The following is a 25,612-nucleotide window of genomic DNA, read 5'->3' as shown; positions in this document are numbered from 1 at the left end:
GCGGTACACGAGGCTCGAACTCGTGACCTCGACCTTGGCAAGGTCGCGCTCTACCAACTGAGCTAGTACCGCATTTTATTTATCAGTTATTTGAATTAGCACATGATGATTTATGTGAACATTCAGGTAACTGATTAATTACCGTTTCGTTTATCTCGGGGGCTATGCCCTCTCAACACGGACGCATTCTACAGAGATTATTAAACGCGTCAATACAAAAAATGCTAGTTTTGAACTGTTTGCTTGTTTTTTATCTAAAACGGTGCGTTATTATACATTTAGAGTTAATTTTTAGTCAATTCACCCCATGCTGCACGTAAATATTGCATCATAGAACTCAAGGTTAAAAAGGTCGCAATGTACAGTAGTCCAAAACTTAAATAGTTCATCCATGTATCATATTGCCAAATCAAACCAATAATGGCTAACATTTGTGCAGCCGTCTTAATTTTACCCATGTTTGATACAGCGACATTACCACGCTTACCCTGCTCTGCCATCCATTCACGAAGTGCAGATATGATAATTTCACGGCTTATTATAATAAGAGCAGGTATAGTCATGTACATTGACTGGTACTGATCAGATAACGCTACAAGTGCGGCACATACCATTACTTTATCAGCAACAGGATCTAAAAAAGCACCAAAAGGGGTTGATTGCTCAAGCTTTCTTGCTAAATAACCGTCTAGTATATCGGTGATTGATGCAAGCCAAAAAATAAAGGCGGCAGCAAAAAAAGCCCAGCTATAAGGCAAATAAAATATCACCAAAAAAACGGGGATAAGAAAAAGTCTAAATGTTGTGAGTGTGTTTGGAATATTCCACATAACTACTTGGATATGTCTTTTTTGCTATATTCGCATGTAGGGCTAGCCCTTGTCATGCAAATGGTTAAATATCTTCTCAGCCATGTCAGGGCTGATCCCAGGAACTTTCTTTAACTGTTCTATATTAGCAGCTTTTACTCCCTGCATGCCCCCTAAATATTTTAATAATGTTTGCCGACGCTTAGAGCCGACTCCATTTATTTCTTCTAGTAGTGATTGCGTACGTTGTTTTTGGCGCTTATTACGATGCCCAGCAATTGCAAAACGATGAGATTCATCACGTATATGCTGTATTAAATGTAGCGCAGGTGCATCTGAATCCATAGGAATGGTTTTTCGACCACCGTCAATCAATAGTGTTTCAAGGCCAGGCTTACGGCTAGTACCTTTAGCAACACCTACTAACAAAGGCATTTTTGTATGTGGCCAGTTAGAAAAGTACTGCTCCGCGCGCCCCAGTTGCCCCTTACCACCATCAATAAAGATAACGTCTGGAATTTTGTCTTCATCTACTAATTTGTTGTAACGCTTATTAAGTGCAAACTCCATTGCAGCATAATCATCACCACCGGTTATACCCGTTACATTATAGCGCCTATACTCTTTTGTATTTGGGCCTTGTGAGTCAAATACAACACAACTTGCAACAGTGTTCTCCCCCATAGTGTGGCTTATATCAAAACACTCCATTCGGGTAATATCATCAAGTCGCAATGTTGCTTTTAATTGTGCATAACGTTTATTAATAGAGTCTTGGGTACTTTGCTTAACTGCAATACTGTTTAATGCATTTTTATTGGCCAGTTGTAAGTATTGAGCACGCTCACCACGGGTAACTACTTTAAGTGTTACTTTGCGCTCACTTATTTGTGTGAGTGCTTCACCGAGTGCCCCGCTTTCTTCTATTTCAAAAGGTAATATGATTTCTTTTGCAATACGCCCTGTTGCTCCTGGCGCTAAATAGTACTGTCCTAAAAATGAGGTCAATATTTCTTGCTCGCTTGAATCTTTAGGTACTTTTGGAAAATACGTTTTACTACCCAATACTTTGTGATCGCGGATCATTAATAAATGAATACCATTTAAACCATTTAAATGAGCAAAACCAACTACGTCCATTTCAGCAAAATTACCTGATATAGACTGTTGCTCCTGCATTTTACGAAGTAGCATTATTTGGTCGCGAACTTTTGCCGCCAGTTCAAAATTTAATTGTAGGCTGGCTGCTTCCATTTTTTTTATTAAATCAGCAATAACTTCGTGAGATTTACCCGTTAAAAACTTACGGACATAGTCAACTTGCTCGCTGTAATCATCATCCGTAACTTTATTCACACACGGAGCTGAGCAACGCTTAAGCTGATATTGCAGACACGGGCGACTTCTTGCGCGGTAATAAGCATCTTCACATTGACGAACAGGAAATATTTTTTGCATTAAGCGCAAGCTTTCAGATACCGCTCCCGCGCTCGGAAAAGGCCCAAAGTACTCACCTTTAATTTTACGACTGCCACGATGAAACGCTAAACGAGGGTGTTTATGGCTAGTTAATAAAATATAGGGATACGACTTATCGTCGCGTAATAATATGTTGTAGCGAGGCTGGTATTTTTTTATTAGATTATTTTCAAGCAGCAGCGCTTCTGTTTCAGTATTAGTGAGTGTGACTTCGATGTCACAAATATTACTCACTAAAACGCGTGTTTTGCTATCGGTTATGTTACTTCTAAAGTAACTGCTCACACGCTTTTTTAAATGCTTAGCTTTACCAACATAAATAACTTGGTTGTCACTATCAAGCATGCGATATACACCCGGCTCACTTGATAGCGTTTTGAGAAAATGTACGTGATCAAATTCAGACATAAATTATATTTAGTACGAAACGTCTATATCAATCATTTTATGACGGATTGCTAAATGGGTAAGCTCAACATCACCACCTACATTTAGCTTTTCAAACATACGATAGCGATAGCTATTTACTGTTTTTGAACTTAGGTTTAAACGCTCAGCTATATTTTGTGCTTTTTCACCTTTAGTGATCATAAGCATAATTTGCAGTTCGCGTTCAGATAAGCTCTGAAAAGGATTTTCGTCTGTGCGACCTGTCACTTGCGCAAGTGCTATTTGCTGTGCAATTTCAGGGGCAATATAACGCTGACCGGCATGAACACAACGAATGGCACGCACCATTTCGTCAGAACCTGCACCTTTAGTTAAAAAGCCATGTGCACCAATTTGCATTACTTTACTCGGAAACGGGTCTTCACAGTTAACGGTAAGCACAATAATTTTTACATCAGGGCAGTAACGACAAATCTTTTTAGTCGCTTCTAATCCGCCCATGCCTGGCATATTCATATCCATTAATACTATGTTTGGCGCATGCTGACGACAAAACTGTACAGCCTCTTCGCCAGTTTTAGCTTCACCAATTACTTTAAACCCTCGTACATCATCAAGAATACGCTTTATTCCTGTTCGTACAAGTTCATGGTCATCAACTAAAAGTACATTAATCAATGGAACATCCTCACTTACCTAACAACATGCAATTTAATTAAATTAATTTGCCACAGTAACATACATAAAGCGAAACAATAACTAATATTATTGCCTCGCCCTAATAGTTTAAGATGACGATTTTTCGCTAAATCTGTCAACCCATAACGCAATGATACCATCACCCGTTACATTACACGCAGTACCAAAGCTATCTTGTGCCAAATAAAGTGCAATCATTAATGCAACCGCGCCTTCATTAAACCCAAGCATGCTTGTTAATAGACCAAGCGCCGACATAACTGCGCCACCTGGAGCACCTGGTGCTGCAATCATTACTACACCTAACATCATAATAAACGGTAGCATACCCATTAATGAAGGGACTTCCATGCTTGGCGATAAAAACATAACAGCCATTGCACAGGTTACTATGGTGATAGTTGAGCCAGATAAGTGAATGGTTGCACACAGTGGTACGGTAAAGTTTGCTACATCTTCTTTTACGTTATTTGCTTTACTTGATTGAAGCGATACTGGAATCGTTGCTGCACTTGACATAGTACCTAACGCTGTAAAGTAAGCTGGTAGCATATTTTTAACTAATTCGATTGGATTACGTTTTAATAGTACACCTGTCGCTATATATAAAACGCTTAACCATAACCAGTGCATAACAAGCGCTGCAATTAGTACTACGCCAAATGTTTGCAGTGTATCTACCACAGTACCCGCTACCGTCATTTCGGCAAATACACCTGCAATGTAAAATGGTAAAGCAGGGATAATTACTTTTGATAATAACCCGTCAATCACATCACGGCCCTGATCAGACACCTTTTTAAGCGTATCCAGCTCTAATTGGCTCATGCCTATACCAAATACAAAAGCAGTTACTAATGCGGTCATTACCCCCATCAGAGGTGGAATTTCTAAATCAATAAAGCTGCCAATTTCTGTAGCAACTTCTGCCTCGAATGTAATACCACCGCTTAAAAAAGGGATAACAGCACTTACTAATAAAAATGCAAGCGTACCTGCAATAATTGTAGAGCTATAAGCAAACCCGACCGTTTTACCAAGTAAGTGACCAGACCCTTTTGGTAGGCCTGCAATACCTGATGCAATAAAAAATAATATAATAAGTGGAATGGTAAAGGAGATAATTTGACCAATCAGCTCTTTTACTGTGAATAAAAGTTCAACACCAGCTATAGGTACATATAGTCCAACTAGGATACCGGCCACAATACCGGCAATTAATTTTAAGATTAATTTCATTGTGATTGCTTAATTGAATTTAGATACGTGTTTTTATCATGTTTTAGACGCATTGTGTGATAAAACTATTCAAGTTACATTCATATGCACAAATATTGAACAAACACAGCTTAATTCAATACTCTTTTGAACATTTTTTGACTAAACGAAGTTTTACTCTTTAAATTTTAAATTAAGCCCGCACCTATAATAACTAAAGCACCGCTAATAATTGATTTTTATTTCGACTGGTTATAAGCCCAATAGATATATGTTATAGCCAAACTTTACTTTAGTTTTTTTAAACTCACAGTAAAGTGTGTTTATATAGTTAATAGCAAAGGCTATTAACACGTTGATCAGATTGCATCCAAAGGAACATTATGTCTACTATTTTTGAAGATAACTCACTAAGCATCGGTAATACACCGCTGGTAAAACTTAACCGTGTTACAGGTGGGAATGTATACGCTAAAGTTGAATCTCGTAATCCAAGCTTTAGTATCAAATGCCGCATTGGTGCATCGATGATTTGGGAAGCTGAAAAGTCAGGTCAGCTTGTTGAAGGTAAAGAACTTATTGAACCAACATCTGGGAACACCGGTATTGCACTTGCATTTGTTGCAGCAGCACGTGGTTACAAGTTAACGCTTACTATGCCAAACACCATGAGCCTAGAACGTCGCAAGCTATTAAAAGCATTAGGTGCAAATCTAGTACTTACCGACGGTGCAAAAGGTATGAATGGCGCAATTGAAAAAGCAAAAGAAATTCAAGCAACAGCACCTGATAAGTATATTTTATTACAACAATTCGAAAATCCTGCAAACCCAAAAATTCACTTTGAAACAACAGGCCCTGAAATTTATGATGCGCTTGACGGCAAAGTAGACTTTTTTGTAGCCGGTGTAGGTACTGGTGGTACTATTACAGGTGTTAGCCGCTACCTCAAAACAGAAAAAGGTCTAAACGTTAAGTCTATTGCTGTTGAGCCAACTAACTCTCCAGTTATTACCCAAACGCTTGCCGGTGAAGAAATTAAACCAGGTCCTCATAAAATCCAAGGTATTGGTGCTGGCTTCATTCCTGGCAACTTAGATATGGACTTAATTGATGGCGCAGAGCTTGTATCTAACGAAGACGCAATTGCAATGGCGCATCAGTTAATGAAAAAAGAAGGTATTCTAGTAGGTATTTCGTCAGGTGCAGCGGTTGTTGCAGCTAAGCGAATTGCTGAAAAACCTGAAAACGCAGATAAAAATATTGTTGTTATTCTACCTAGTGCAACTGAGCGTTACTTATCAAGCCCAATGTTTGATGAAGAGTTTAGTGAACAAGAACTAGTACAATAAGTAATTTTAAGATTTTTAGAAGGATGCTTTAGGCATCCTTTTTTATTATTTATTATCCAATTTTCTATTTATTGCCTGCCATACCTTTACATCTGCATAGATAAACCACACACTTTAAAAAAACTAATTAATAATAATTAATATGAAAAAAATCACGAGTTTATTAAGTTTGGTCATCTGTTTATTTTTATCAGCCTGTGGTGACGATACCAAAACACTTGGCGACACTCCTGGCGATACAGCAACCGCTTATTTTGATGCGCTTTATAACCAGCAAGACCTTCAAAAAGCCAGCACCATGGCAACCCCCAACCTTACACGTATAATGAAATCCTACGGCACCGCTAAACAGTTTTCCCGTAACTTAGTAAATATGCAATACGATGAAGTCACCATTGAAGTTGATATGACCAATATGAGCGTCCGTGAACAATACGGCGATAACGCTAAAATAAACCTTATTTTTACCGGCTATTTAAATGGTGATAAAATTGACGAAATGCGCAGTGTAAAAATGCTTCGTAAAAAGGGAAAATGGTACATAGATAAAATTGTTGCCGACCCTTACGCTCGTTAAAAATAAATGAATTAAACATAAAAAGGCCTTACATTCGTAAGGCCTTTTTCGCTTTAGCTAGGGCGTGTTGATCTTTGTGGATTGAAGTTTGTTCAATCTAGGGGCGATTTAATCGCGGCGCGAGGTTTGTAACCTAGTGGGCTCGATAACTGCTCCTGCGTTATTCTACTGGCTTACATCCATGTAAGAATAAGTAAAAACCGAGCAACAAAGAGTTAATCGTCCCTAGAAAGAACCCAAAGGGCAGCGCATGTTTGGCATTTATGCTGCGTTATCGCCGATTTATGGGGAATAACCACACTACATAGGCTCTGCCTTGCCTAAAAACCAAACAGCCTGCTGCAAATTCAACCACGAAGGGTCAACACGCCCTAGTATTTAAAGTACTGCGCTACAGCTCACCAGGTTGAAAGTTATCAACTGCAATGGCTTTCTTACGTAGCTTATTAGCATGATGCATTGCATCAGCATCCGTTTGCTCTAACAACTTATTTTCAAGCGCATAATTTATAGCACCTTCAATATCAAGCGTTGCAGGCACACTGCCCTTACGCTGCCATTGTTTTAAGTCTTTAAACTGCGCTTGCATATCATGCATAGCTAAAAATGCGCTTTCCATGACCCCTGTACCTGCATTTTCATCTACATAACATAAATGCGTTAAGCGGTTTCTAAATACACCAGGTTGAGTCATACGCTCGCAAATACTTTGTGCTATTTCATCACTTGGTCTGTGGTAATGGTTTCCGAGCGGGAACACGATACGTTTAAGGATAAAATTAACAACCGGATTTGAAAAGTTTTTAAAGAAGCCATTAAAGGCTTGGCCAATTTCAAATAATGAGTTCTCAATTGCATATTTTACAAATGGTAAATCCGCTTGTTGGCGCCCTTCATCTTCATAACGTTTTAAAACAGTTGATGCTAAGTACAAATGACTTAATACATCACCCAAACGCGCTGATATCATTTCTTTACGTTTAAGCTCACCGCCAAGCATTAACATTGCAACGTCTGTACAAATAGCTAAGCCTCGGCTCATTCTACTCAGTTGTTTATAATAAATAGCCGTTTCACCACCTACAGGCGCTTTAGCAAAGTAGCTACGTGTTAAACCATGCACAAATGCCATGCCTGCATTACTTGCTGCAAATAATATATGGTTCATTAATAAACCATCAAATTGTTCAAGTGCTGCGTCGTCATCTGCCATTGCAGCGGCTTCCATTTCTTTTAAAACAAATGGGTGGCAGCGCGTTGCACCTTGACCAAATATCATTAAATTACGCGTTAGAATATTCGCGCCTTCTACTGTAATTGATACTGGAATCCCCATATAGCCATGCGCCAAATAGTTATTAGGCCCTACTTGAATTCCTTTACCTGAATGAATATCCATTGCATCATTCATTACCGTACGACCCATTTCAGTCATATGGTATTTAGCAATCGCAGTTACAACCGATGGGCTTAATTTTAAATCAATCGCACCTGCGGTCATTAATCTGCACGACTCAAGTGTGTAAGTTAAACCACCAATACGCGCAAGCGCCTCTTTCACGCCTTCAAATTGCCCTATAGATACACCAAACTGCTGGCGTACCATGGCATATGCCGATGTCATTTTTGAAGCTAAATGCCCAGTTGCTGCACTCAATGCTGGTAGTGATATACCACGCCCTGCACTTAAACACTCAACAAGCATTCTCCAGCCACGCCCTGCACACTCTTGACCACCAATGATCCAGTCCAGTGGTATAAATACATCTTTACCGTAAGTGGTACCATTCATGAAGGCCATATTAAGCGGATAATGACGCTCACCCGTTTCAACACCCGGATGATCGGTTGGTATTAGAGCACATGTAATGCCTAGCTCTTTCTTATCACCTAATAAAGCATCAGGGTCATACATTTTAAATGCTAAGCCGAGTACAGTAGCCACTGGTGCAAGTGTAATGTAACGCTTTGACCAATTTAAACGCAGGCCCATTACTTGCTCGCCATTGTGCTCACCCATACACACCACGCCCGAATCAGGAATGCTGCCAGCATCAGAGCCCGCCTCTGGTCCCGTTAATGCAAAACAAGGAACATCTGTACCATTAGCTAAACTTGGCAACCAACGATCTTGCTGCTCTTTAGTACCATAGTGAAGAAGTAACTCGCCCGGACCTAAGCTATTAGGCACCATAACAGTGACTGCGGCTGTTAAGCTTTTAGTCGAAATTTTTGACACTATCGTTGAATTAGCAATTGCCGAGAACTCACGACCGCCAAATTTTTCAGGAATGATCAGCGCAAAAAAACCTTCTGTTTTTAGGTAATCCCACACTTCTTTTGGTAAGTCTTTGTCTTTTTGTACAATTTGATAATCATCAAGCATCGCCAATAAGGTTTCTACTTGGTTAGCCATAAATGCGTTTTCTTTATCGCTAAGCTCTGGTTTAGGAAAGCGGTGCAGTTTTTGCCAGTCTGGGTTACCACTAAATAACTCACCATCCCACCAAACATCACCTGCTTCCATTGCCTCTCGCTCTGTTTGCGATAATGGCGGAAGCACCTTTTTGAACATTTTAAACGTAGGACGACTAATCAAGTTTAGGCGAATATCTTTAACCGCAAAAATAACCACCACCACGACCAGCAATATTATAAATATTAACATGCGCACATTCCTTACACATTGAATGAAAATAGTAACTTAATTATGACCCATCTTAATTTAAATACAATCATTGCACGACGAGTCGTGAGCCTTAACGCATTCATTTTATTGTTTTAAACATCACTGCTATTATCAACGTTTTAATAACAATAAATTAAAGGAATAGCATGACCCCCTTTCGATTTAAACTAAGTATGAGCGCCTTAATGGTAGCAAGTACTCTTGCTTTAACAGCCTGCGATGCGCAAGTAACGATAGACACTACCAATTCAGCACACACTAAAAAAGCTGTAACAGCTAAAGATGCAAATACATTTATAACAAACACAGAAAAAGAACTAAGTGCACTTTATTTAGAATCGAGCCGTGCAGAATGGATTTACGCAAACTTTATTACTCATGATACGTCGGCTCTATCGGCTGAAGTTAACCGTAAAATGACCGAAACAGTCGTGCGTTTAGCAAATGAAGCTGCAAAATACGACGAACTAGAGCTTGATTACGATGCTCGCCGTAAGCTTGATAAACTAAAACTAGCACTTACACTTCCTGCCCCACAAGACGCTGATAAAACAGCGAAGCTTTCACAAATTGTCGCAGAGCTTGGCGGGCTATATGGTAAAGGTAAATACTGTAAAGAAGATGGCAGCTGTTTGAGCCTTGGCGACATGACCTCAAAAATGGCCACCAGCCGAGATTACAACGAACTACTTGATTTATGGCAAGGCTGGCGTGAAATATCAAAACCCATGCGCCCACTTTACGAGCAACAAGTAGCACTTACCAACGAAGGTGCAAAGGAGCTTGGTTATGCCGATACGGGCGCTATGTGGCGCAGTAAATACGATATGCCTGCTGATGACTTTACCACTGAGCTTGACCGTATTTGGGGCCAAGTTAAACCACTTTATAACTCGCTACATTGCCATGTTCGCGCAAAGTTAGGTGAAAAGTACGGCACCGACAAAGTACCTCAAGATCAGCCAATACCAGCGCACTTACTTGGTAATATGTGGGCGCAAGCATGGGGTAATATTTACGATGTAGTTGCACCAGAAAACGCCGATCCGGGTTACGACGTAACCGAGTTATTAGCTCAAAATAATTACGACGAACTTAAAATGGTCAAAGGGGCTGAAAACTTTTTTACCTCAATGGGTTTTGATGCACTACCAGAAACATTTTACGAGCGTTCATTGTTTGTAAAACCAAAAGACAGAGATGTGCAGTGTCATGCATCAGCATGGAATATCGATAGCAAAGACGATTTACGCATTAAAATGTGTATTCAGCGCACAGGCGAAGAGTTTTCAGTTATTCACCATGAATTAGGTCATAACTTTTATCAACGCGCTTATAATAAACAACCTTTATTTTATCAAGAAAGTGCAAACGATGGTTTTCATGAAGCCATTGGAGACACCATTGCCTTATCGGTTACACCGGGTTACTTAAAAGAAATCGGCTTACTTGAACAAGTACCTGATGAATCTAAAGATATCGGTTTGTTGATGAAAATGGCACTTGATAAAGTAGCCTTTGTGCCGTTTAGCTTAATGGTTGATCAGTGGCGTTGGCAGGTATTTTCAGGTGAAGTAACCCCAGAGAACTACAATAAAGCTTGGTGGGAACTACGTGAAAAATACCAAGGAGTGCAAGCGCCTATCGCACGTAGCGAAAACGACTTTGATCCGGGTGCTAAGTACCACGTTCCGGGTAACACGCCTTATACACGTTACTTTTTAGCGCATATTTTACAATTTGAGTTTCATCGCAGCTTATGTGAAATTGCCGGTAACGATAAAGCCATTCATCGCTGCTCTATTTATAATTCAAAAGAAGCAGGGGATAGGCTAAACGCTATGCTTGAAATGGGTTCATCTCGCCCTTGGCAAGAAGCGCTTGAAACTGTAACAGGTAAGCCGCAAATGGATGCGACAGCAATGCTCGATTACTTTGCACCATTACAAACATATTTAGATAAACAAAACGAAGGCCGCAACTGCGGCTGGTAAATAGCGCTGAATAAAAAGCCCGCTCAAATGAGCGGGCTTTTTATTCATATTCTAATTTTAGTTAAATTAGAACTGTAAGCTTAAATTTGCAAAGTAAGCATCATAATCAGAATCATCCCAGTTATTGCCGTAACCTGCTTCTAAACCAACATTGTTGTTGAAAAAGTGTTGAGCACCAAGAGTGTAATCATCATTTTTATTAACTGTAACAAAAACCGATGTTGCTTTGCTGAAATAGTAGTTAGATGCTAATTCCCAGTTACTTGAACCGCCATCAACATCTTCAAATTTACCTTCAACAGTCAAATAGTTACCTTGCTGTAAATCAACAAAGTACTTAGCAGCTACTGCACGGTAGTCAAACTCATCATCTGCTGTTACTGTAAAGCCGATATAATCAGTGCTGTTTAACTGGTGGTTATATGCTAGGTCAAACACAAACTGATTGTCAGCATCTTCAACATCTACAAACGTAGCTTTTAATACAAGGTTTGGGTTAAAGAAGTAACCAGCTGAAAGTTCAATTACATCCGTGCTTGAGCCAAAATCACTATCGAAATTATTGTACTGTGCACCTAATACAAAATCTTCTACAAAATACTCACCGCCAATGCTAGTAACATCTCCAAAATCATTATCACTGTATGCACCATAAACATTTGTTTGCTTATTGATGTATTCAAATTGATCGTAAGGACCTAAAGTCGCTTTTGGAGAAAAATAATAAGTTGAGTCAACAGTTACTGTGTCATCACCATCTACATCCACGTATCCTACATGGCTGATTGATTGGTAAGTATCTGCAGCTATTGCAGTGGTTGCAGCGCTTGATAATAAAATGCTCGAAATGATAACGGCTAATTTTTTCATTTTAAATTCCCTATAAATATTACTTTTTATGCCTCAGCTGTCTAGCCAAAGTCGGGGCGCATCCTAACGCCAAAAAAATGAACAAAAACTGAATGAGGGGTCAAATTAAAACCACTGGAAATGTAAATAATTACAAGCAAATGTAAATAATAGGTATCATCAAAATCTACGTAACAATAGTCTGTCATCATTTAAACTCAAAAAGTAACAAATAAGGTACAAACAAGGTACAAATTGTCGCTAAATTAAACACAACTTAATTATTCGATAAACCTCATCAATATAACCTCCTCTCACTAAATTTTTCTAATTTCTCAAAATAATGACTATATTTAATTCATTATTTCTGAATTTATAATAAAAAATAGGTTTGTATAAGTGCATATTTTTATCTGTTTTTCCCAATAACCATTATTTACCAGCAAAAAAACGCCAATACTGATTATTTTATAGCTATTATCATCGACTCTACTTAATGGCTTTAATAACAATCTAGCCATTTATGGCAACTCTATTTATAACTTAAAGGGGTTATTTAGATAAGCATAATAAAAGCCGTAATTATGATTGGTAAAAGATCAAACGTTTATAAACAACAAAGCCCGCTAAATTTAGCGGGCTTTTGATATTACTTTTGTATTAACTAAGTACGGGACTTAATTAAAACTGGAAACGCATGTTAGCAAAGTACGCATCGTTGTCAGAATCATCAGCGTTGTTTTCGTAACCTACCTTTACACCAATATTTTTATTGATGAAGTGCTGAGCACCAAAGCTGTAAGTGTCTTGCTTGTTGTAGTTAGCAAATACAGATGTTGCTTTTGAGAAGTAGTAGTTAGTTTCTGCTACCCATTGGTTTTCTGCGTCATCAATGCTTTCGTATTTACCTTCAAAAGTTAGGTAGTTACCTTGCTGTAAATCAATAAAGTATTTAGCAGCAACTGCACGGTAATCAAAATCGTCGTCTGATGTAAGTGTAACACCTACGTAATCTGTGCTGTTTAGCATGTAGTTGTAAGCTAAATCAAATAATGCGTAATCGTCGCCGTCTTTGTTTTCAACTAGTGTTACTTTTGCAAGTAAATCAGGGTTGAAAAAGTAACCACCCGTCAGTTTATAAAGCTCACTGTTAGAACCTGAATCTGGGTCTAGGTTTTCGTAAGATGCGCCAACAACAAATTCATTAATGAAGTATTCACCACCAACCGATGTTAAATCGCCAAAGTCGTCATCAGCGTAGCCACCATATACGTTAGTTTGTTTATTGATGTATTCAAACTGATCGTACGGACCTAAAGTTTTTTTAGGAGATAAGTAGTAAATAGAATCTACAGCAACGGTGTCGTTGTTATCGCTATTTTTGTAGCTTAGGTTACTAATTGAATTATAGCTGTCTGCAGCAGCCGCAGTGCTAGATAATAAAATGCTCGAAATAATAACTGCTAATTTTTTCATTGTAAGACTTCCCTATGTACATTGCTTTTTATGCTCTAGCTGTATTGCTAAAGTCGAGGCACATGCTAACGTTAGGAAACTGAATGAAAACTTAACTAACCAGTTGTATTTATTAAGTTAATTGTAAGGAAGTGTTGTAAACTGTAAAATTAAAGTAGTTGCAACATCTAGTCAACAACTACTTAAAACATGTACCGTATTAAAGCGCGTGTTGGCTAATAATTCGGTAAACATCGTTAATATTATCGCCAGACTTAAACTCTTTACTAATTGGTGTTGGATCTGAGCCAACCCATATTTTTAGCTCGGCATCTAAGTCAAAGTGGCCTGCACTTTCTTTACTAAACTTGGTAATTTTAGAGTAAGCAATACTCACCATTTCCATTTTAGAACCGGTCATACCTTGCTTATCAATTAAGATTAAGCGCTTATTAGTAAAAATAAACATATCACGTACTACTTTATATGCTTTTTCTACTTGCTCGCCGTCAATTAATGTATTGGCAAGGATTTTTTCTAAATCAGAATCGTCAACTTCGCTTGCATTACCCATAAGTCCGCTAAGTAAACCCATTATACTTTCTCCTGTTTAAATATTTGGTTCTCTAATGTATGACCATTAACTAACTGCCGGTACTGCCAGTGTTGTTGATGACAAAAATTCAGTAGTGCAATATCAAGTGGATCGCTCGTTGGCTGATACTCAACTACATATTCTTTATGTTGGCTCATATACACACGACTCACACCTGCAATTGCTTGAAGCTGTTGCTCAACATTTTGATAAGCCTCGCTTAGCATTAATGTATAAAAGTGTTTATCTGTATTATTAGTTTTTGTTTGATGCTCGCTTAGTACGCCTTTATCTAAATGAAGTACCTGTGAGCATAGTCGCTCAAGCTCAGTTAAATCGTGAGAGCTTAAAATAAATGTAGCCTGTTCACTTAATTCTGATACCAGCTCACGTACTTCTCTGGCATGAATCGGATCAAGGCCTGCGGTTGCTTCATCAAGCATTACAATTTGTGGCGCGCCAATAAGTGCTTGCGCTATCGTAACGCGCTTGCGCATACCGTGCGATAAGTCCCCCGCACGCTGCTTTGCAATTTCTTTTAAGCCAACCAAATCAAGTACACGTAGCGCCTCAGTTTGGCTTTGCTTAGCACCCATACCTTGTAGCTTTGCATAAAAGGCGAGTTGCTTATCTATATTAAAACGGGGGTCAAGTTGCGCGTCTTGCGGTAATGCACTTACTTTATTAAATAAAGCAGCGCTACCAGGTTTGTGCCCTAATATTTCAAGGCTGCCTTTACTTGGCGCTATATAGCCGCACAACAAACTAAATAAGGTAGTTTTACCCGCACCATTTGGCCCAACAAGTGCCACTGGCGCGCCTTTGTTAATTTCAAAGTCCACATTATTAAGCGCAAGTTTTGCACCATACGATTTACTCAAACCGCTAGCTGTAATTAATGGTCTCATAGTGAGCTCCTTGCAAAAATACGTTGAGCAACGCTTAGTAATACCGCAGTTTGCACAAGGGGAATAGCCACAGCGCTCAATAATGGTAAATTTTGCCCCGCTAATAGCTCTATTTGCACACCCGGAAATAAATAATCAAGCAAGCCTAATGCAGGTATTTGCCATTGCAATATACCAACTACAATACCGCCTGCTGCAAAATATAAAATTGCCAATACAATAGATAAACGCGATGAGCGAGCAAAGGTATTAATTAACGTCATTAGTGCTACAAATGGGCTCAGAGTAATCACTAATATTAAAAATATAGAAAGCGCACGGGCAAAACCACCAGCCAGTAAACTTGGCTCTCTAAAACCCAATACAGCGAGTGTAGCCACAAGCGTTATACCCACTAAGCAGGCTAATACTCCTAGCTGCCCTAAAAAACGGCCAAACAGTATTTCAAAGCGAGTGGAGCGCAGTGATAAAAACCTTAGTGTGCCGCGCTCTCTGTCGCCTACCGTTTGGTCGCTACAAATAAATAAACCAAAAACGGGAAAGCTATAAAGGGCTATTAACCAGTACATAGCAAATTCGGCCTCAGGCCAATCCAATAATTTACTTAAACCAATAGAACCTGATATATCACGGGCTATTTGCTCAAAATCGGGGGCACTTACAATGCCTACTGCCTGCCCTATTGGGTAGCGCAGTATTATTAGCCACACCAATGCAAAGGCAGCTAATGCAATAAGTCCACGTTTAGTTAAAAACATACGTACAAGCTCAAATCCCGCTATTTGCGTTAATCGCCCTACGTTTATCGGTAATGATGTTGCCATTGACTATCCTTAATGACTTTTTATTTTCTGTGTATTTATCCACACTAAGTGTAAACACCTTGAATTACCAGCAAAAAAAAGCTCACCTGTGGTGAGCTTTGTAACAATACATTTAAATGTAACAGCATAAATTGCGATATAAATTATAAATGCCGCTTATAAACCTCAAGTGCTTGGCTTAAATCGCTAATTAAATCTTCTACATCTTCAAGACCTATGTGCAAGCGAATAACCGGCCCTAAATCCCAACCTGTATTTGAGCGCAGCCCTTTCATGGTTAAATTAGCCGTTACCAAACTTTCAAAACCGCCCCATGAAAAGCCCATTTTGATATGCTCAAGGCTATCTAAAAAGGCATCAATCGCTTTTTGATTGCCGGTTTTCATAACAAATGAAAACAACCCATTACTGCCATCAAAGTCACGTTTAAAGAACTCATGCCCTGGGCAGCTTTCAAATGCAGGGTGTCGAATATGATCAACAAGCTCATGTTGTTCAAGCCATTTAGCTACTTCTATTGCTGCTTTTTCATGTTGATTTAAACGCACACCCATTGTACGCAGGCCTCTAAGTGCTAAATACGCATCATCGGCACTGGTACATTGCCCTAGTAAGTATGAGTTTTCGCGCAAGGTTGGCCAATACTTTTTATTAGCAACAGCCACCCCCATCATCACGTCTGAATGGCCAACAATATACTTTGTTGCAGCTTGAATACTAATATCAACACCGTGCTCTAACGGGCGATAATGCAGACCGTTACCGTAGGTATTATCAAGCATGGTCATTACGTTGTGCTCATTGGCTACTTTTACCATAGCGGGCACATCTTGCACTTCCATCGTAATAGAGCCTGGAGATTCTAAAAACAACACTTTAGTATTTGGCTGAATGTAATCTTTAATACCTGCGCCAATGGTTGGCGGGTAATAGGTTGTTGTAATGCCCAGCCCCACTAAAATTTTATCGCAAAAATCGCGAGTTGGTTCGTATACGTTATCAACCATTAAAATATGATCACCGGTTTTTAAAAACGATAAAAATACTTGGCTGATCGCCGCAGCGCCACAAGGGTACAATGCACACCCTTCGCCGCCTTCAAGTCCTGTAATCGCTTCTTGCAGTGCAAAGTGTGTTGTTGTTCCTCGTCGCCCATAAAATAACGTTTTATCGCCACGGGTTTTAGCTGCTTCTTTTAAATCGGCTACGGTATCAAATACAATGGTAGATGCACGCTGTACAACGGGATTTACTACGCCATGTGTATAGGCTTTTTTTCGCCCTGATGATACCAGCTGAGTGTTTTTATTACTTTTACTCGACATTGTTAATCCTTAAGGGTTTGTGCGCCAATGCTCAATTAAATAACGAGAGATAGAATCGGTTCTAGGCAGCTTTAAATGCTCGCCTTCTTCGTGCCAATTACCAAATTGCTCTAAGTCTTCACGACTAAACCATTTTGCATCGTCTAGCTCTTCTTTATCTACGTTAATTTGCTCAGATGTCGCCTGTGCAAAAAAGCCAAGCATAATTGACGATGGGAACGGCCATGGCTGAGATGCAACATAACGTACGTTATCAACTTCTATGCCTGCCTCTTCTTTAACTTCACGCGCAACAGCTTGTTCCAGTGTCTCCCCCGGGTCTACAAATCCAGCAAGCGACGAATACATACCTGTGGGCCACGCAGCTTGGCGACCTAACAAGCATCGCTCTACTCCGTCAGCAAAGACTTTAGTAACGACCATAATTACCGCAGGATCGGTACGAGGGAATGTAGGATGCTTACAGTTTTCGTTTTCACATACACGAGAATGGCCGGCTTCCACTGAACGGTTTTTACTACCGCAACGCCCACAAAAACGGTGCGTGGCGTGCCAATAACATAACCCTCTCGCAAGGGCGGCTATTGAGGCATATTTAATGGTTACTTGAGGCCCATATTGGCGAATATCAAAAAACTGAGCGCCCTCTATTAAAGGCGAAAGTACGCTTTCATCCAGATCAGAAACATCCAATGCAAACACACCATGTTTAGCATTGTTTAAACCAACAAAAATAGCACTCGTTAAATCTAAATGTGCCACTTGTTGATACGTTAAATAGCTTACTTTAGGGGTATCTTTAATAAATAGGGTTTGATTATTTTTAACTAAAACCCATTTACTTTGCGCCGACATTTGCGCTTTAAGCCACGATGGGTCTTTACGAAAATTTGAGCCTCTATCTAGTGGCATGTTGCTGTAATGAAGCATGTAAGTCCTTGGTAACTCGTTATGCTTTAAAATTACCATAATCATTTAGCAAACCCAATTGATTACAGTAATAAAAAAAGCCTATATAAGGCTTAATTCATCTATTACGGCTTTGTATTAAAATCTCTCATGTTGCAGGCACTTAGCTTGCACTTTTTTAACTATTTTTTACTGTTAAAGTAGCAAAGTATTATCAATTAAATGAAATTGCTCTGCGCTTTGTTTTAATACCTCAGCAGTTAACCTGTCAGCACCGTATACATCGCACGGTACATTATATTGATTTTTTAAATGCCCAAGTAACAAAGCAAAGTCACCATCGCCAGAAAGCAAAATAACTTTATCAAGATTTTTACCCTGCTCTAACATGTCTATTGTTATGCCTACATCCCAATCGCCTTTAGCACTTCCATCACGGCGTTGAATAAATGGCTTTAGCTTTACCTCAAAACCAATCGCACGCAAAATATTTTGAAACTGATTTTGCTTTTCATCTCCTCGATAAATAGCATACGCAAAAGCACACTCAATATTGTATTGCGCCTCCATCATTCGCCAAAACGCATTGTAGTCAAAATTTTTCCCGTAACTCTCACGGCACGTGTAATAAATATTTTGCACATCAACAAAAATACCGACCCGTGGTTTCGTGCTTTGCTGCTCGTTTTGTAAAGTCATTTAGTGTCCTAGTGAGGATTAATAGCAATAGAAGTAACGTTATAAAATAAGTGTACCTTGCAATTTATATTTAAGTAACCTAAATTAGTTACATACCCTTATGTAACCAATATTGGTTACATATTAAAAAGTAACCATTTTGAGATTTTTATGATTGGTGTGATCAGCGGCGATATTATTAAATCGCAAACAATCCCTAAGCAGCAATACGATGCCATGCTTTATCAACTAGAGCAAAGTTTGCGAAACATTTCGGGTGAGCAAACCCTTTGGAATATATACCGAGGCGATGCCTTTCAGTTACAAGTTAATAATCCTGAGCTCCTTTTTAAAAATGCCATACTTGTATATTTACACCTTAAATCGTCAGGTTATGAACTACGACAAAGCTTGGCACTTGGGCAAATAGATAACCCACGCAGCGATATAAAAACAGCAACCGGTTCTGCTTTTACGCTTTCGGGGCAAGGCCTTGATAAAATAGGCAATCAACGCTTTGTTTTTAATATTAACGAGCAGCAGCTCGATGAAAGCTTAAATCTTAATTTAGCCTTTGCCGACGTATTGCTCACTAAAATCACACAAAAACAAGCAAATGCCCTGTATGTCTATTTAACATCACCAGACAACAGCCACGCGGCACTGGCTAAAGAGCTTAAAACAAGTCGCGAAAATGTAACCAAACTACTAAATTTAGCGCACTACCAACTTATAGAGCGCTTTATTAAGCACACACAACACGTTATAAAAAATATAATTAAAGGAGGTGAATAATGGCGTTTTCACTTTTACTGGTCGCGCTTATTATTGGCCACTTACTCGCTGATTTTTACTGGCAACCTATGAGTTGGGTAAACGACAGAAATACCCGTCACTTTAAAGCCAGTAAGCTTTATTTTCATGTACTAGTGCATGGTGTAACAAGTGCACTCATTATTACCCTGTGGGAATACACATTCGGGTGGCAGCAACTAAGCTGTGTTTTAATTGCCACGGCGAGCATTATGCTGAGCCATTACTTTATTGATATAGCTAAATCGTATTCTAATAAAGGCGTGGTGCCTTTTTTACTAGATCAAATAGCGCACATACTCGTTATTATTGCGCTCAGTATTTGGCTAACTGATAACAGTAGCTTTATGGCTGCAATTAATAATATGCTCACTGATCCCAACATACTGTGGGTGGTATGCGGTTATTTAATTATTTTGAGTCCCAGCGCAGTATTTATAAGAATGATGTTAGAGCGTTTAACAAGTAACTTTTCAAGTACTGGTAGCTTACCACTTGCAGGGCAAAGCATAGGTATGTTGGAACGCGTACTTATGCTGAGCTTTATATTGCTTGACCAATTTGCAGGGCTTGGTTTTTTACTTGCGGCAAAGTCAGTATTTAGGTTTGGCGATTTAAGTGCAAGCAAAGATAAAAAACTTACCGAGTACGTTATGCTTGGCACACTACTTAGCGTAAGTGTTACTTTATTTGTAGGCTTGGGCATTAACTATTTAATCAGCTAGGACAAATTACAGGCAATAAAAAACGCGCTGCTTCTATTAAATTAAAGAAGGGAGCGCGTTTTTTGTATCAACCTTTAACCAAGTTCTAAATTAATTAAACGCCAATATAATCATTAATAATGAATTAATCGTTATTTGTGCGACGACGGCGCTGGCCATTACCGCCAACAGATTCACGCTTTGCCCATGGGTTTTGCGCGCTGTCATCTGTTTTAGCAGCTGGCTTTTTAGAACCACCACGGCGTGGGCCGGTACCATTACCACCATTGTTCGGCTTTTTACTGTTAGGCTTGCTGCTATCAGATTTAGGCTTATTAAAAGGCTGCTTTTTCTTAGGCTTTTTAGCCGGCAGTGGGCGAGCATCTAATGCGCGTTCAGCTACTGGGTTAATAGGCTCAAAACCGTCTTCTTCAGCACGTGGAATAAGCTCACCAATAAAGCGTTCAATACCGTATAAATCAACAGCATCATCAACCGTTACAAACGAAATCGCATGACCCGACGCACCAGCACGGCCTGTACGGCCAATACGATGAACATAATCTTCATATACGTTTGGTAAGTCGTAGTTAACAACATGCGGTAATTCAACAATGTCTAAGCCACGTGCAACAATGTCTGTTGCTACTAATACGCGTACTTCACCACTTTTAAAACCATCAAGTGCTTTAACACGTGCGCCTTGTGATTTATTGCCATGGATAGCCGCGCCTACAATGTCATCGCGTTCAAGTTGTTTAACTAAGCGGTTAGCACCGTGCTTTGTACGACTAAACACTAATACTTGTTGCCAATCGTTAGTGCGAATCAAGTGGCTTAGCAATGCTGTTTTACGTGTTTTATCTACCGCGTAAACGCACTGAGTAACACTTTTAGCTGTGGTATTTTTTGCAGCAACTGAAATTTCAACTGGGTCATTAATTAACCCTTTTGCTAATGCACGAATTTCATCTGAAAATGTAGCCGAAAACATCAAGTTTTGACGTTTAGCAGGCATTTTAGCAATTAAGCGTTTAATGTCGTGAATAAAGCCCATGTCTAACATGCGGTCAGCTTCATCGAGTACAAGCACTTCAACGCTATCAAATTTAACTGCATTTTGATTATGTAAGTCGATTAAACGACCCGGCGTTGCTACTAAAATATCAACACCTTTACGAAGACGCTGCATTTGTGGGTTAATTTTAACGCCACCGTAAACTACAAATGAGCTCACATCCGAATGCTTAGCGTACTCTTCAACGTTTTCGCTTACTTGCAAAGCAAGTTCACGTGTAGGCGTTAAAATAAGTGCACGTACGTGATTACTTTTAGCTTTAGGGCCCGACGACAAGCGCTCAATAAGTGGTAATGTAAAACCCGCTGTTTTACCTGTACCTGTTTGTGCTGCTGCCATAACGTCACGGCGTTCAATAATTGCAGGAATTGCTTGAGCCTGAATCGGCGTTGGCGTTTCATAGCCCTTTTCTAAAACCGCATTAACCAAAGACTGTGATAAACCTAAACCTTCAAAACTCATATAAACTCTCTTTTAAATAAGGCTACATTAGCCAGTTGCGCGCATTATACCTGTAGTAGCTAAGAATGCATGCCATTATTTACGTTGCAGGCAATTGAGCATAGTTTATTAAAATTAAACCTGTGATTAAGTTGCTTAAAAATGCAAAAAACGGCCATAGGCCGTTTTTTGTTTATACTTAATTACTCTAAGTATTAGAGTTACTTAACACCTAACTCACGCAAACGTTCTTGCAAGTAGCTATCTGCCGTGTAGCGCTCTGAAAGCACAACATCTGGATGCGGGTGTAAAAATAACGGTAATGAAATACGCGATTTAGTAGATGCTTTACCCGTTGGGTTAATTACACGGTGAATTGTCGATGGGAAATACCCGCCCGACGCTTCTTGTAGCATGTCGCCGATATTAATAATTAAGCTGCCAAAATCACATGGCACGTCTAACCAACCGCCATCTGTTTTTTGAACTTGTAAACCAGGCTCATTAGAAGCTGGTAATACAGTCAATAAATTAATATCGCCATGGGCTGCTGCGCGAATAGCACCAGGCTCTTCATCACCCGTCATTGGTGGATAATGTAGGATACGTAACAATGTTTGCTCAGAATCGGCAATCATGTCTTTTAAATCAATTGAAAACTTAGCACGTACATCAGCTGGTGCTTCAGCCTGAACCCAGCTTAACAATGTGCCAGCAAATTCACTTGCTAAACGGTAGTATTGACGTACATCAGCTTCAAGCTGGGCAGGAACGCGACCTTTAGGGTACACATGAAAGTACTCTTTAATGTCTTTTATTGTAAAGCCTTTCGCTACTTCTGATACTGAAGGCGGAAAGTAACCGTCTTGAGTTTCTTTAGAGAATAAAAAGTCGTGCTTTTGCTCTGAGTTAAAAAAGTCTTGCCAATTTTTGTAAATAGACTCAACTAAAGACTGTGGGATTGGGTGGTTTTTTAAAACGCCAAATCCAGTATTTCTTAACGATTCAACAAATTGTGCAGCCGCATCGGGAGCTTTATAATCAACAGTAGGTAATTGCATTGTACGTTCCAGTGAATAGGTTGTGTGAAGTGAGTTGCTTTTAATAGTGCTAAATTACTTATATAAAGTAGCAAAGCCTTCATTATAGCGCTGTGTGAGGATAGACAAATGACCTCAAAAACATAAGGACATATGTCCTCAAGACATGGTCACCGTCACTTTGCTTGATCAAGATCAACTTATAAAAAAACGTTGAATTTGCAAGGTTTAGTAACTATCTCTGGTCTACTATTAGAATATATTTTATTTGTGTAAATAAGGCTCCCCATGCGACAAAAAGTATCTTTTAAAAGCGGCGATTTAGAACTTGCCGGCCAACTTGAACTTCCCTCTGGTGACGTTAAGTTTTACGCGCTATTCGCACACTGCTTTACATGCGGTAAAGACATTGCAGCAGCTACACGGATTAGCCGTGCACTCACACAACAAGGTATCGCCGTACTACGTTTCGACTTTACCGGTTTAGGTAATAGTGATGGTGATTTTGCTAACAGTAACTTTTCATCAAACATTCAAGATTTAGTATCTGCGGCAAATCATTTACGTGAACATTTTGCTCCGCCGCAACTACTCATTGGCCACAGTTTAGGCGGCGCTGCGGTACTTGCTGCTGCTGAGCATATTCCTGAAGTATCGGCTATTACAACCATTGGCGCACCGTCAGATGCGCAGCACGTAGCGCATAACTTTGAAGCACATCTTGATGAAATTAACGCAGCAGGTGAAGCTAAAGTTAACTTAGCTGGTCGTGAATTTACCATTAAAAAGCAATTTATTGACGATATAGCCAAGTACGATAAAAGCCACATAAGTAAACTTAAGCGCGCATTATTAGTAATGCACTCCCCTATTGATGCGACTGTAAATATTAGTGAAGCTGAAAAAATTTATGCATCAGCTAAGCATCCTAAAAGCTTTATTAGCCTAGATAACGCCGATCACCTTTTAACAAATAAAAACGATGCCGACTACGCTGCACAAATAATTGCAACGTGGGCAAACCGTTATGTTAAGTACGACAAAACTAAATACACGGCAAGTTTAACGGGTGGTAATGTACTTGTTGAAGAAAAAGACCATGTATTTACTCAGCACGTAAGTACAAAAGATCATACTTGGCTTGCAGATGAGCCAATTAAAGTAGGCGGTAAAAACTTAGGCCCCGATCCGTATCATCACTTATTAGCGGGGCTTGGTGCCTGTACGGCCATGACACTGCGTATGTACGCTACACGTAAAAACTTACCACTGGAGCATGTAAAAGTAGAGCTTGATCACACTCGCGATTACAACAAAGATTGCGACGATTGTGAGCAAACAGGTAACCTTGAAGCAATTACCCGTAAAATCACCTTACGTGGCGACTTAACAGAGCCAGAGCGTCAGCGTTTACTCGAAATAGCCGACAAATGCCCAGTGCATAAAACACTACATAATAACCCTGTTATTGTTAGTGAACTGGTAGAATAACTGCCGTAAAATTAATATAGCGCAGGTAACACTGCGCTATGATTTAACTTTTATATACCTAACTTTTACTATCTAAAAATCCCTCTACTTCTTTACTCATTCTATCCACCAGCCATTTTGGCCCGCCATCGTACATATCGTTATGACGCGATTTTTCTATCATTATTTGCGTAACGGGAAACTTATTCAGCTCTGAATCGTTTAACAGCACATTTGCATCAGCTGGGTAATCACTACCGCGAAGTGTAAGTACGCGTATATTTTTATTGCGTGGGATCAACATGCGACGATGATCGAGCGTAATAATAGTGCTAACTTCGTTTGGATAAATAGAGCCATATAATGCGGAAATATCACCGCCATTAGAATGCCCAAATAAGGTGAGTTTTGTAAAGTCGTACGCTGGGTATTTACTCGCTAGCTCATTAACTAAAAACTTAAGCGTTACTACGCCACGATGCCAGTTTTTCATGCGAGTTGTTAAGTAAGGCTGCTCACGATTAAGGTCAGGGTCGGTTTTTAATTCATGTGCAACTGCTACTGTTAAGTATCCGCGCTGACTAAACGCATTACTGGCAAACGTATACCCGTTATGGCTAATCCCGTAACCTGCGTTAATAAACGCTACAGGGCATTTTACTTGTTCAGTGCACTTAGCATTGTTACTTGGTAGTGTGATATTGATAGGAATAGTGCGATTACGGCTTTCATCAGTTATAACACCATCGTTTGCATAGCTTGTTGCGCCTATTACTGATGTACTTAGAGCTAGTGCGCTTAATATAAAAAGCTTTTTAAGTGTTTTTTGCATATGTAAACTTATATAAATTATTGTTTTTAATTAAAAATAATTTTTACTTTATAGGTTTGCATTCTCTATTGTCAAACTATGCGATAATAGCCGCCATTGTTTAAATATATTTAGTAAAAGATCCAATAAATGAAATCATACAATAGCATTCAAGAACGTATAGAAATTTTAGAAGACAAACTAACTGCAATACATGACGAAATCGAAACACTAAAAATCCCTGCTAAAAACAACAATGAACGTATTATTTTTAAGTTTATTGAAACAGGCAGCACAGGTAAAACGAAGGATTTTGTTCGTGAGTTAGGTATTAAATCACCACGTGACGGTTTGTTTTCGTCAGGTGACGTTACAAAACTAATTAAAGATGGCGCTGAAGATATTTCACCTGCGTTATTAGAAATCGCAAGACAGCTTGCCAGTGCACGTAATAAAAATGGCCCAAGCCGTTAATTACGCAGTCACGCAGTATCTAGAAGCCCAG

23 protein-coding genes and 1 tRNA gene are annotated in these 25,612 nt (G+C 39.4%); 7 read left to right on the top strand and 17 right to left on the bottom strand.

Features of this window, described 5'->3' with window-relative positions; all coding sequences use genetic code 11:
* The 5 genes from QMA08_RS06480 to QMA08_RS06460 all read right to left on the bottom strand — a co-directional run bounded on the left by QMA08_RS06480 (position 1) and on the right by QMA08_RS06460 (position 4,616).
* A tRNA-Gly gene (locus QMA08_RS06480) sits at positions 1–72 on the bottom strand.
* A gap of 212 nt (positions 73–284) precedes the next feature.
* Positions 285–830, bottom strand: a complete 546-nt coding sequence (pgsA, locus tag QMA08_RS06475; protein ID WP_032827134.1) for a CDP-diacylglycerol--glycerol-3-phosphate 3-phosphatidyltransferase — start codon at positions 828–830, stop codon at positions 285–287.
* A gap of 42 nt (positions 831–872) precedes the next feature.
* Positions 873–2,696 (bottom strand): excinuclease ABC subunit UvrC, encoded by a 1,824-nt coding sequence (uvrC, locus tag QMA08_RS06470; RefSeq protein ID WP_039488521.1) that lies wholly within the window; start codon positions 2,694–2,696, stop codon positions 873–875.
* Positions 2,697–2,705: 9 nt separating this feature from the next.
* Positions 2,706–3,356 (bottom strand): UvrY/SirA/GacA family response regulator transcription factor, encoded by a 651-nt coding sequence (gene uvrY / locus QMA08_RS06465; protein WP_002963136.1) that lies wholly within the window; start codon positions 3,354–3,356, stop codon positions 2,706–2,708.
* A gap of 108 nt (positions 3,357–3,464) precedes the next feature.
* The gene (locus tag QMA08_RS06460) at positions 3,465–4,616 is read right to left on the bottom strand and encodes a dicarboxylate/amino acid:cation symporter (RefSeq protein WP_290173979.1); all 1,152 of its coding nucleotides are present in this window, start codon (positions 4,614–4,616) and stop codon (positions 3,465–3,467) included.
* Between the two features lie 362 nt (positions 4,617–4,978).
* On the opposite strand from QMA08_RS06460, the gene cysK reads away from it, so the two are divergent.
* Both cysK and QMA08_RS06450 read left to right on the top strand, forming a co-directional pair.
* Complete coding sequence (cysK, locus tag QMA08_RS06455; protein ID WP_290173978.1) at positions 4,979–5,947, top strand: cysteine synthase A; 969 nt, start codon at positions 4,979–4,981, stop codon at positions 5,945–5,947.
* 142 nt (positions 5,948–6,089) lie between these two features.
* On the top strand, positions 6,090–6,524 hold the full coding sequence (locus tag QMA08_RS06450; protein WP_002963139.1) for a hypothetical protein: 435 nt from the start codon (positions 6,090–6,092) through the stop codon (positions 6,522–6,524).
* 391 nt (positions 6,525–6,915) lie between these two features.
* On the opposite strand, the gene QMA08_RS06445 is transcribed toward QMA08_RS06450, so the two are convergent.
* Positions 6,916–9,192: an acyl-CoA dehydrogenase gene (locus QMA08_RS06445; RefSeq protein WP_290173977.1), complete on the bottom strand. Its 2,277-nt coding sequence runs from the start codon at positions 9,190–9,192 to the stop codon at positions 6,916–6,918.
* 167 nt (positions 9,193–9,359) lie between these two features.
* Between QMA08_RS06445 and QMA08_RS06440 the strand changes: the two genes are divergently transcribed.
* Complete coding sequence (locus tag QMA08_RS06440) at positions 9,360–11,207, top strand: M2 family metallopeptidase (RefSeq protein ID WP_290173976.1); 1,848 nt, start codon at positions 9,360–9,362, stop codon at positions 11,205–11,207.
* Positions 11,208–11,273: 66 nt separating this feature from the next.
* On the opposite strand, the gene QMA08_RS06435 is transcribed toward QMA08_RS06440, so the two are convergent.
* From QMA08_RS06435 to QMA08_RS06400, 8 genes are all read right to left on the bottom strand, one after another.
* On the bottom strand, positions 11,274–12,077 hold the full coding sequence (locus tag QMA08_RS06435; protein WP_165724185.1) for a putative porin: 804 nt from the start codon (positions 12,075–12,077) through the stop codon (positions 11,274–11,276).
* Between the two features lie 660 nt (positions 12,078–12,737).
* Positions 12,738–13,532 (bottom strand): putative porin, encoded by a 795-nt coding sequence (locus QMA08_RS06430; protein WP_002962833.1) that lies wholly within the window; start codon positions 13,530–13,532, stop codon positions 12,738–12,740.
* Positions 13,533–13,731: 199 nt separating this feature from the next.
* The gene (locus QMA08_RS06425) at positions 13,732–14,106 is read right to left on the bottom strand and encodes a PH domain-containing protein (protein WP_007377979.1); all 375 of its coding nucleotides are present in this window, start codon (positions 14,104–14,106) and stop codon (positions 13,732–13,734) included.
* Positions 14,106–15,014 carry an ABC transporter ATP-binding protein gene (locus tag QMA08_RS06420; protein ID WP_007377980.1) on the bottom strand — a complete coding sequence of 303 codons (909 nt, stop codon included), beginning with the start codon at positions 15,012–15,014 and terminating at the stop codon, positions 14,106–14,108. The genes QMA08_RS06425 and QMA08_RS06420 overlap by 1 nt, the downstream gene beginning before the upstream one ends.
* Entirely contained in the window at positions 15,011–15,838 is an 828-nt protein-coding gene (locus QMA08_RS06415) for an ABC transporter permease subunit (protein ID WP_039488524.1), read from the bottom strand. The genes QMA08_RS06420 and QMA08_RS06415 overlap by 4 nt, the downstream gene beginning before the upstream one ends.
* 143 nt (positions 15,839–15,981) lie before the next feature.
* On the bottom strand, positions 15,982–17,163 hold the full coding sequence (locus QMA08_RS06410; protein WP_290173975.1) for a cystathionine beta-lyase: 1,182 nt from the start codon (positions 17,161–17,163) through the stop codon (positions 15,982–15,984).
* A 9-nt stretch (positions 17,164–17,172) separates the two neighbouring features.
* Positions 17,173–18,093, bottom strand: coding sequence for an NAD(+) diphosphatase (gene nudC / locus QMA08_RS06405; protein WP_002962842.1), 921 nt, complete (start codon positions 18,091–18,093; stop codon positions 17,173–17,175).
* 174 nt (positions 18,094–18,267) lie between these two features.
* Positions 18,268–18,771 (bottom strand): NYN domain-containing protein, encoded by a 504-nt coding sequence (locus QMA08_RS06400; protein ID WP_002962844.1) that lies wholly within the window; start codon positions 18,769–18,771, stop codon positions 18,268–18,270.
* 150 nt (positions 18,772–18,921) lie between these two features.
* Here QMA08_RS06400 and QMA08_RS06395 point away from each other — a divergent pair, with 150 nt between their 5' ends.
* Together QMA08_RS06395 and QMA08_RS06390 are read left to right on the top strand one after the other, a co-directional pair.
* Positions 18,922–19,545, top strand: a complete 624-nt coding sequence (locus QMA08_RS06395) for a hypothetical protein (protein WP_007586990.1) — start codon at positions 18,922–18,924, stop codon at positions 19,543–19,545.
* On the top strand, positions 19,545–20,288 hold the full coding sequence (locus tag QMA08_RS06390) for a DUF3307 domain-containing protein (protein WP_290173974.1): 744 nt from the start codon (positions 19,545–19,547) through the stop codon (positions 20,286–20,288). Before QMA08_RS06395 ends, QMA08_RS06390 begins: the two co-directional genes overlap by 1 nt.
* Positions 20,289–20,412: 124 nt before the next feature.
* On the opposite strand, the gene QMA08_RS06385 is transcribed toward QMA08_RS06390, so the two are convergent.
* Positions 20,413–21,807, bottom strand: coding sequence for a DEAD/DEAH box helicase (locus QMA08_RS06385; RefSeq protein ID WP_024595752.1), 1,395 nt, complete (start codon positions 21,805–21,807; stop codon positions 20,413–20,415).
* Between the two features lie 200 nt (positions 21,808–22,007).
* Entirely contained in the window at positions 22,008–22,847 is an 840-nt protein-coding gene (locus QMA08_RS06380; RefSeq protein ID WP_197102624.1) for an isopenicillin N synthase family oxygenase, read from the bottom strand.
* A gap of 267 nt (positions 22,848–23,114) precedes the next feature.
* Here QMA08_RS06380 and QMA08_RS06375 point away from each other — a divergent pair, with 267 nt between their 5' ends.
* A complete protein-coding gene (locus QMA08_RS06375) occupies positions 23,115–24,317 on the top strand; it encodes a bifunctional alpha/beta hydrolase/OsmC family protein (RefSeq protein WP_033040721.1) in 1,203 nt (400 codons plus the stop codon).
* A gap of 58 nt (positions 24,318–24,375) precedes the next feature.
* Here the strand turns inward: QMA08_RS06375 and QMA08_RS06370 are convergent, their stop codons facing one another.
* Complete coding sequence (locus QMA08_RS06370; RefSeq protein WP_290173973.1) at positions 24,376–25,128, bottom strand: alpha/beta hydrolase; 753 nt, start codon at positions 25,126–25,128, stop codon at positions 24,376–24,378.
* A gap of 129 nt (positions 25,129–25,257) precedes the next feature.
* On the opposite strand from QMA08_RS06370, the gene QMA08_RS06365 reads away from it, so the two are divergent.
* Positions 25,258–25,581, top strand: coding sequence for a hypothetical protein (locus QMA08_RS06365; RefSeq protein ID WP_290173972.1), 324 nt, complete (start codon positions 25,258–25,260; stop codon positions 25,579–25,581).
* Positions 25,582–25,612: the final 31 nt, after the last annotated feature.

Origin of the sequence: Pseudoalteromonas sp. APC 3355, assembly GCF_030407615.1 — a bacterium.
GTDB classification, from domain to species: domain Bacteria; phylum Pseudomonadota; class Gammaproteobacteria; order Enterobacterales; family Alteromonadaceae; genus Pseudoalteromonas; species Pseudoalteromonas distincta.
The sequence above is the reverse complement of the archived record's forward strand: the minus strand, read 5'-3'. Positions and strand labels throughout refer to the sequence as shown.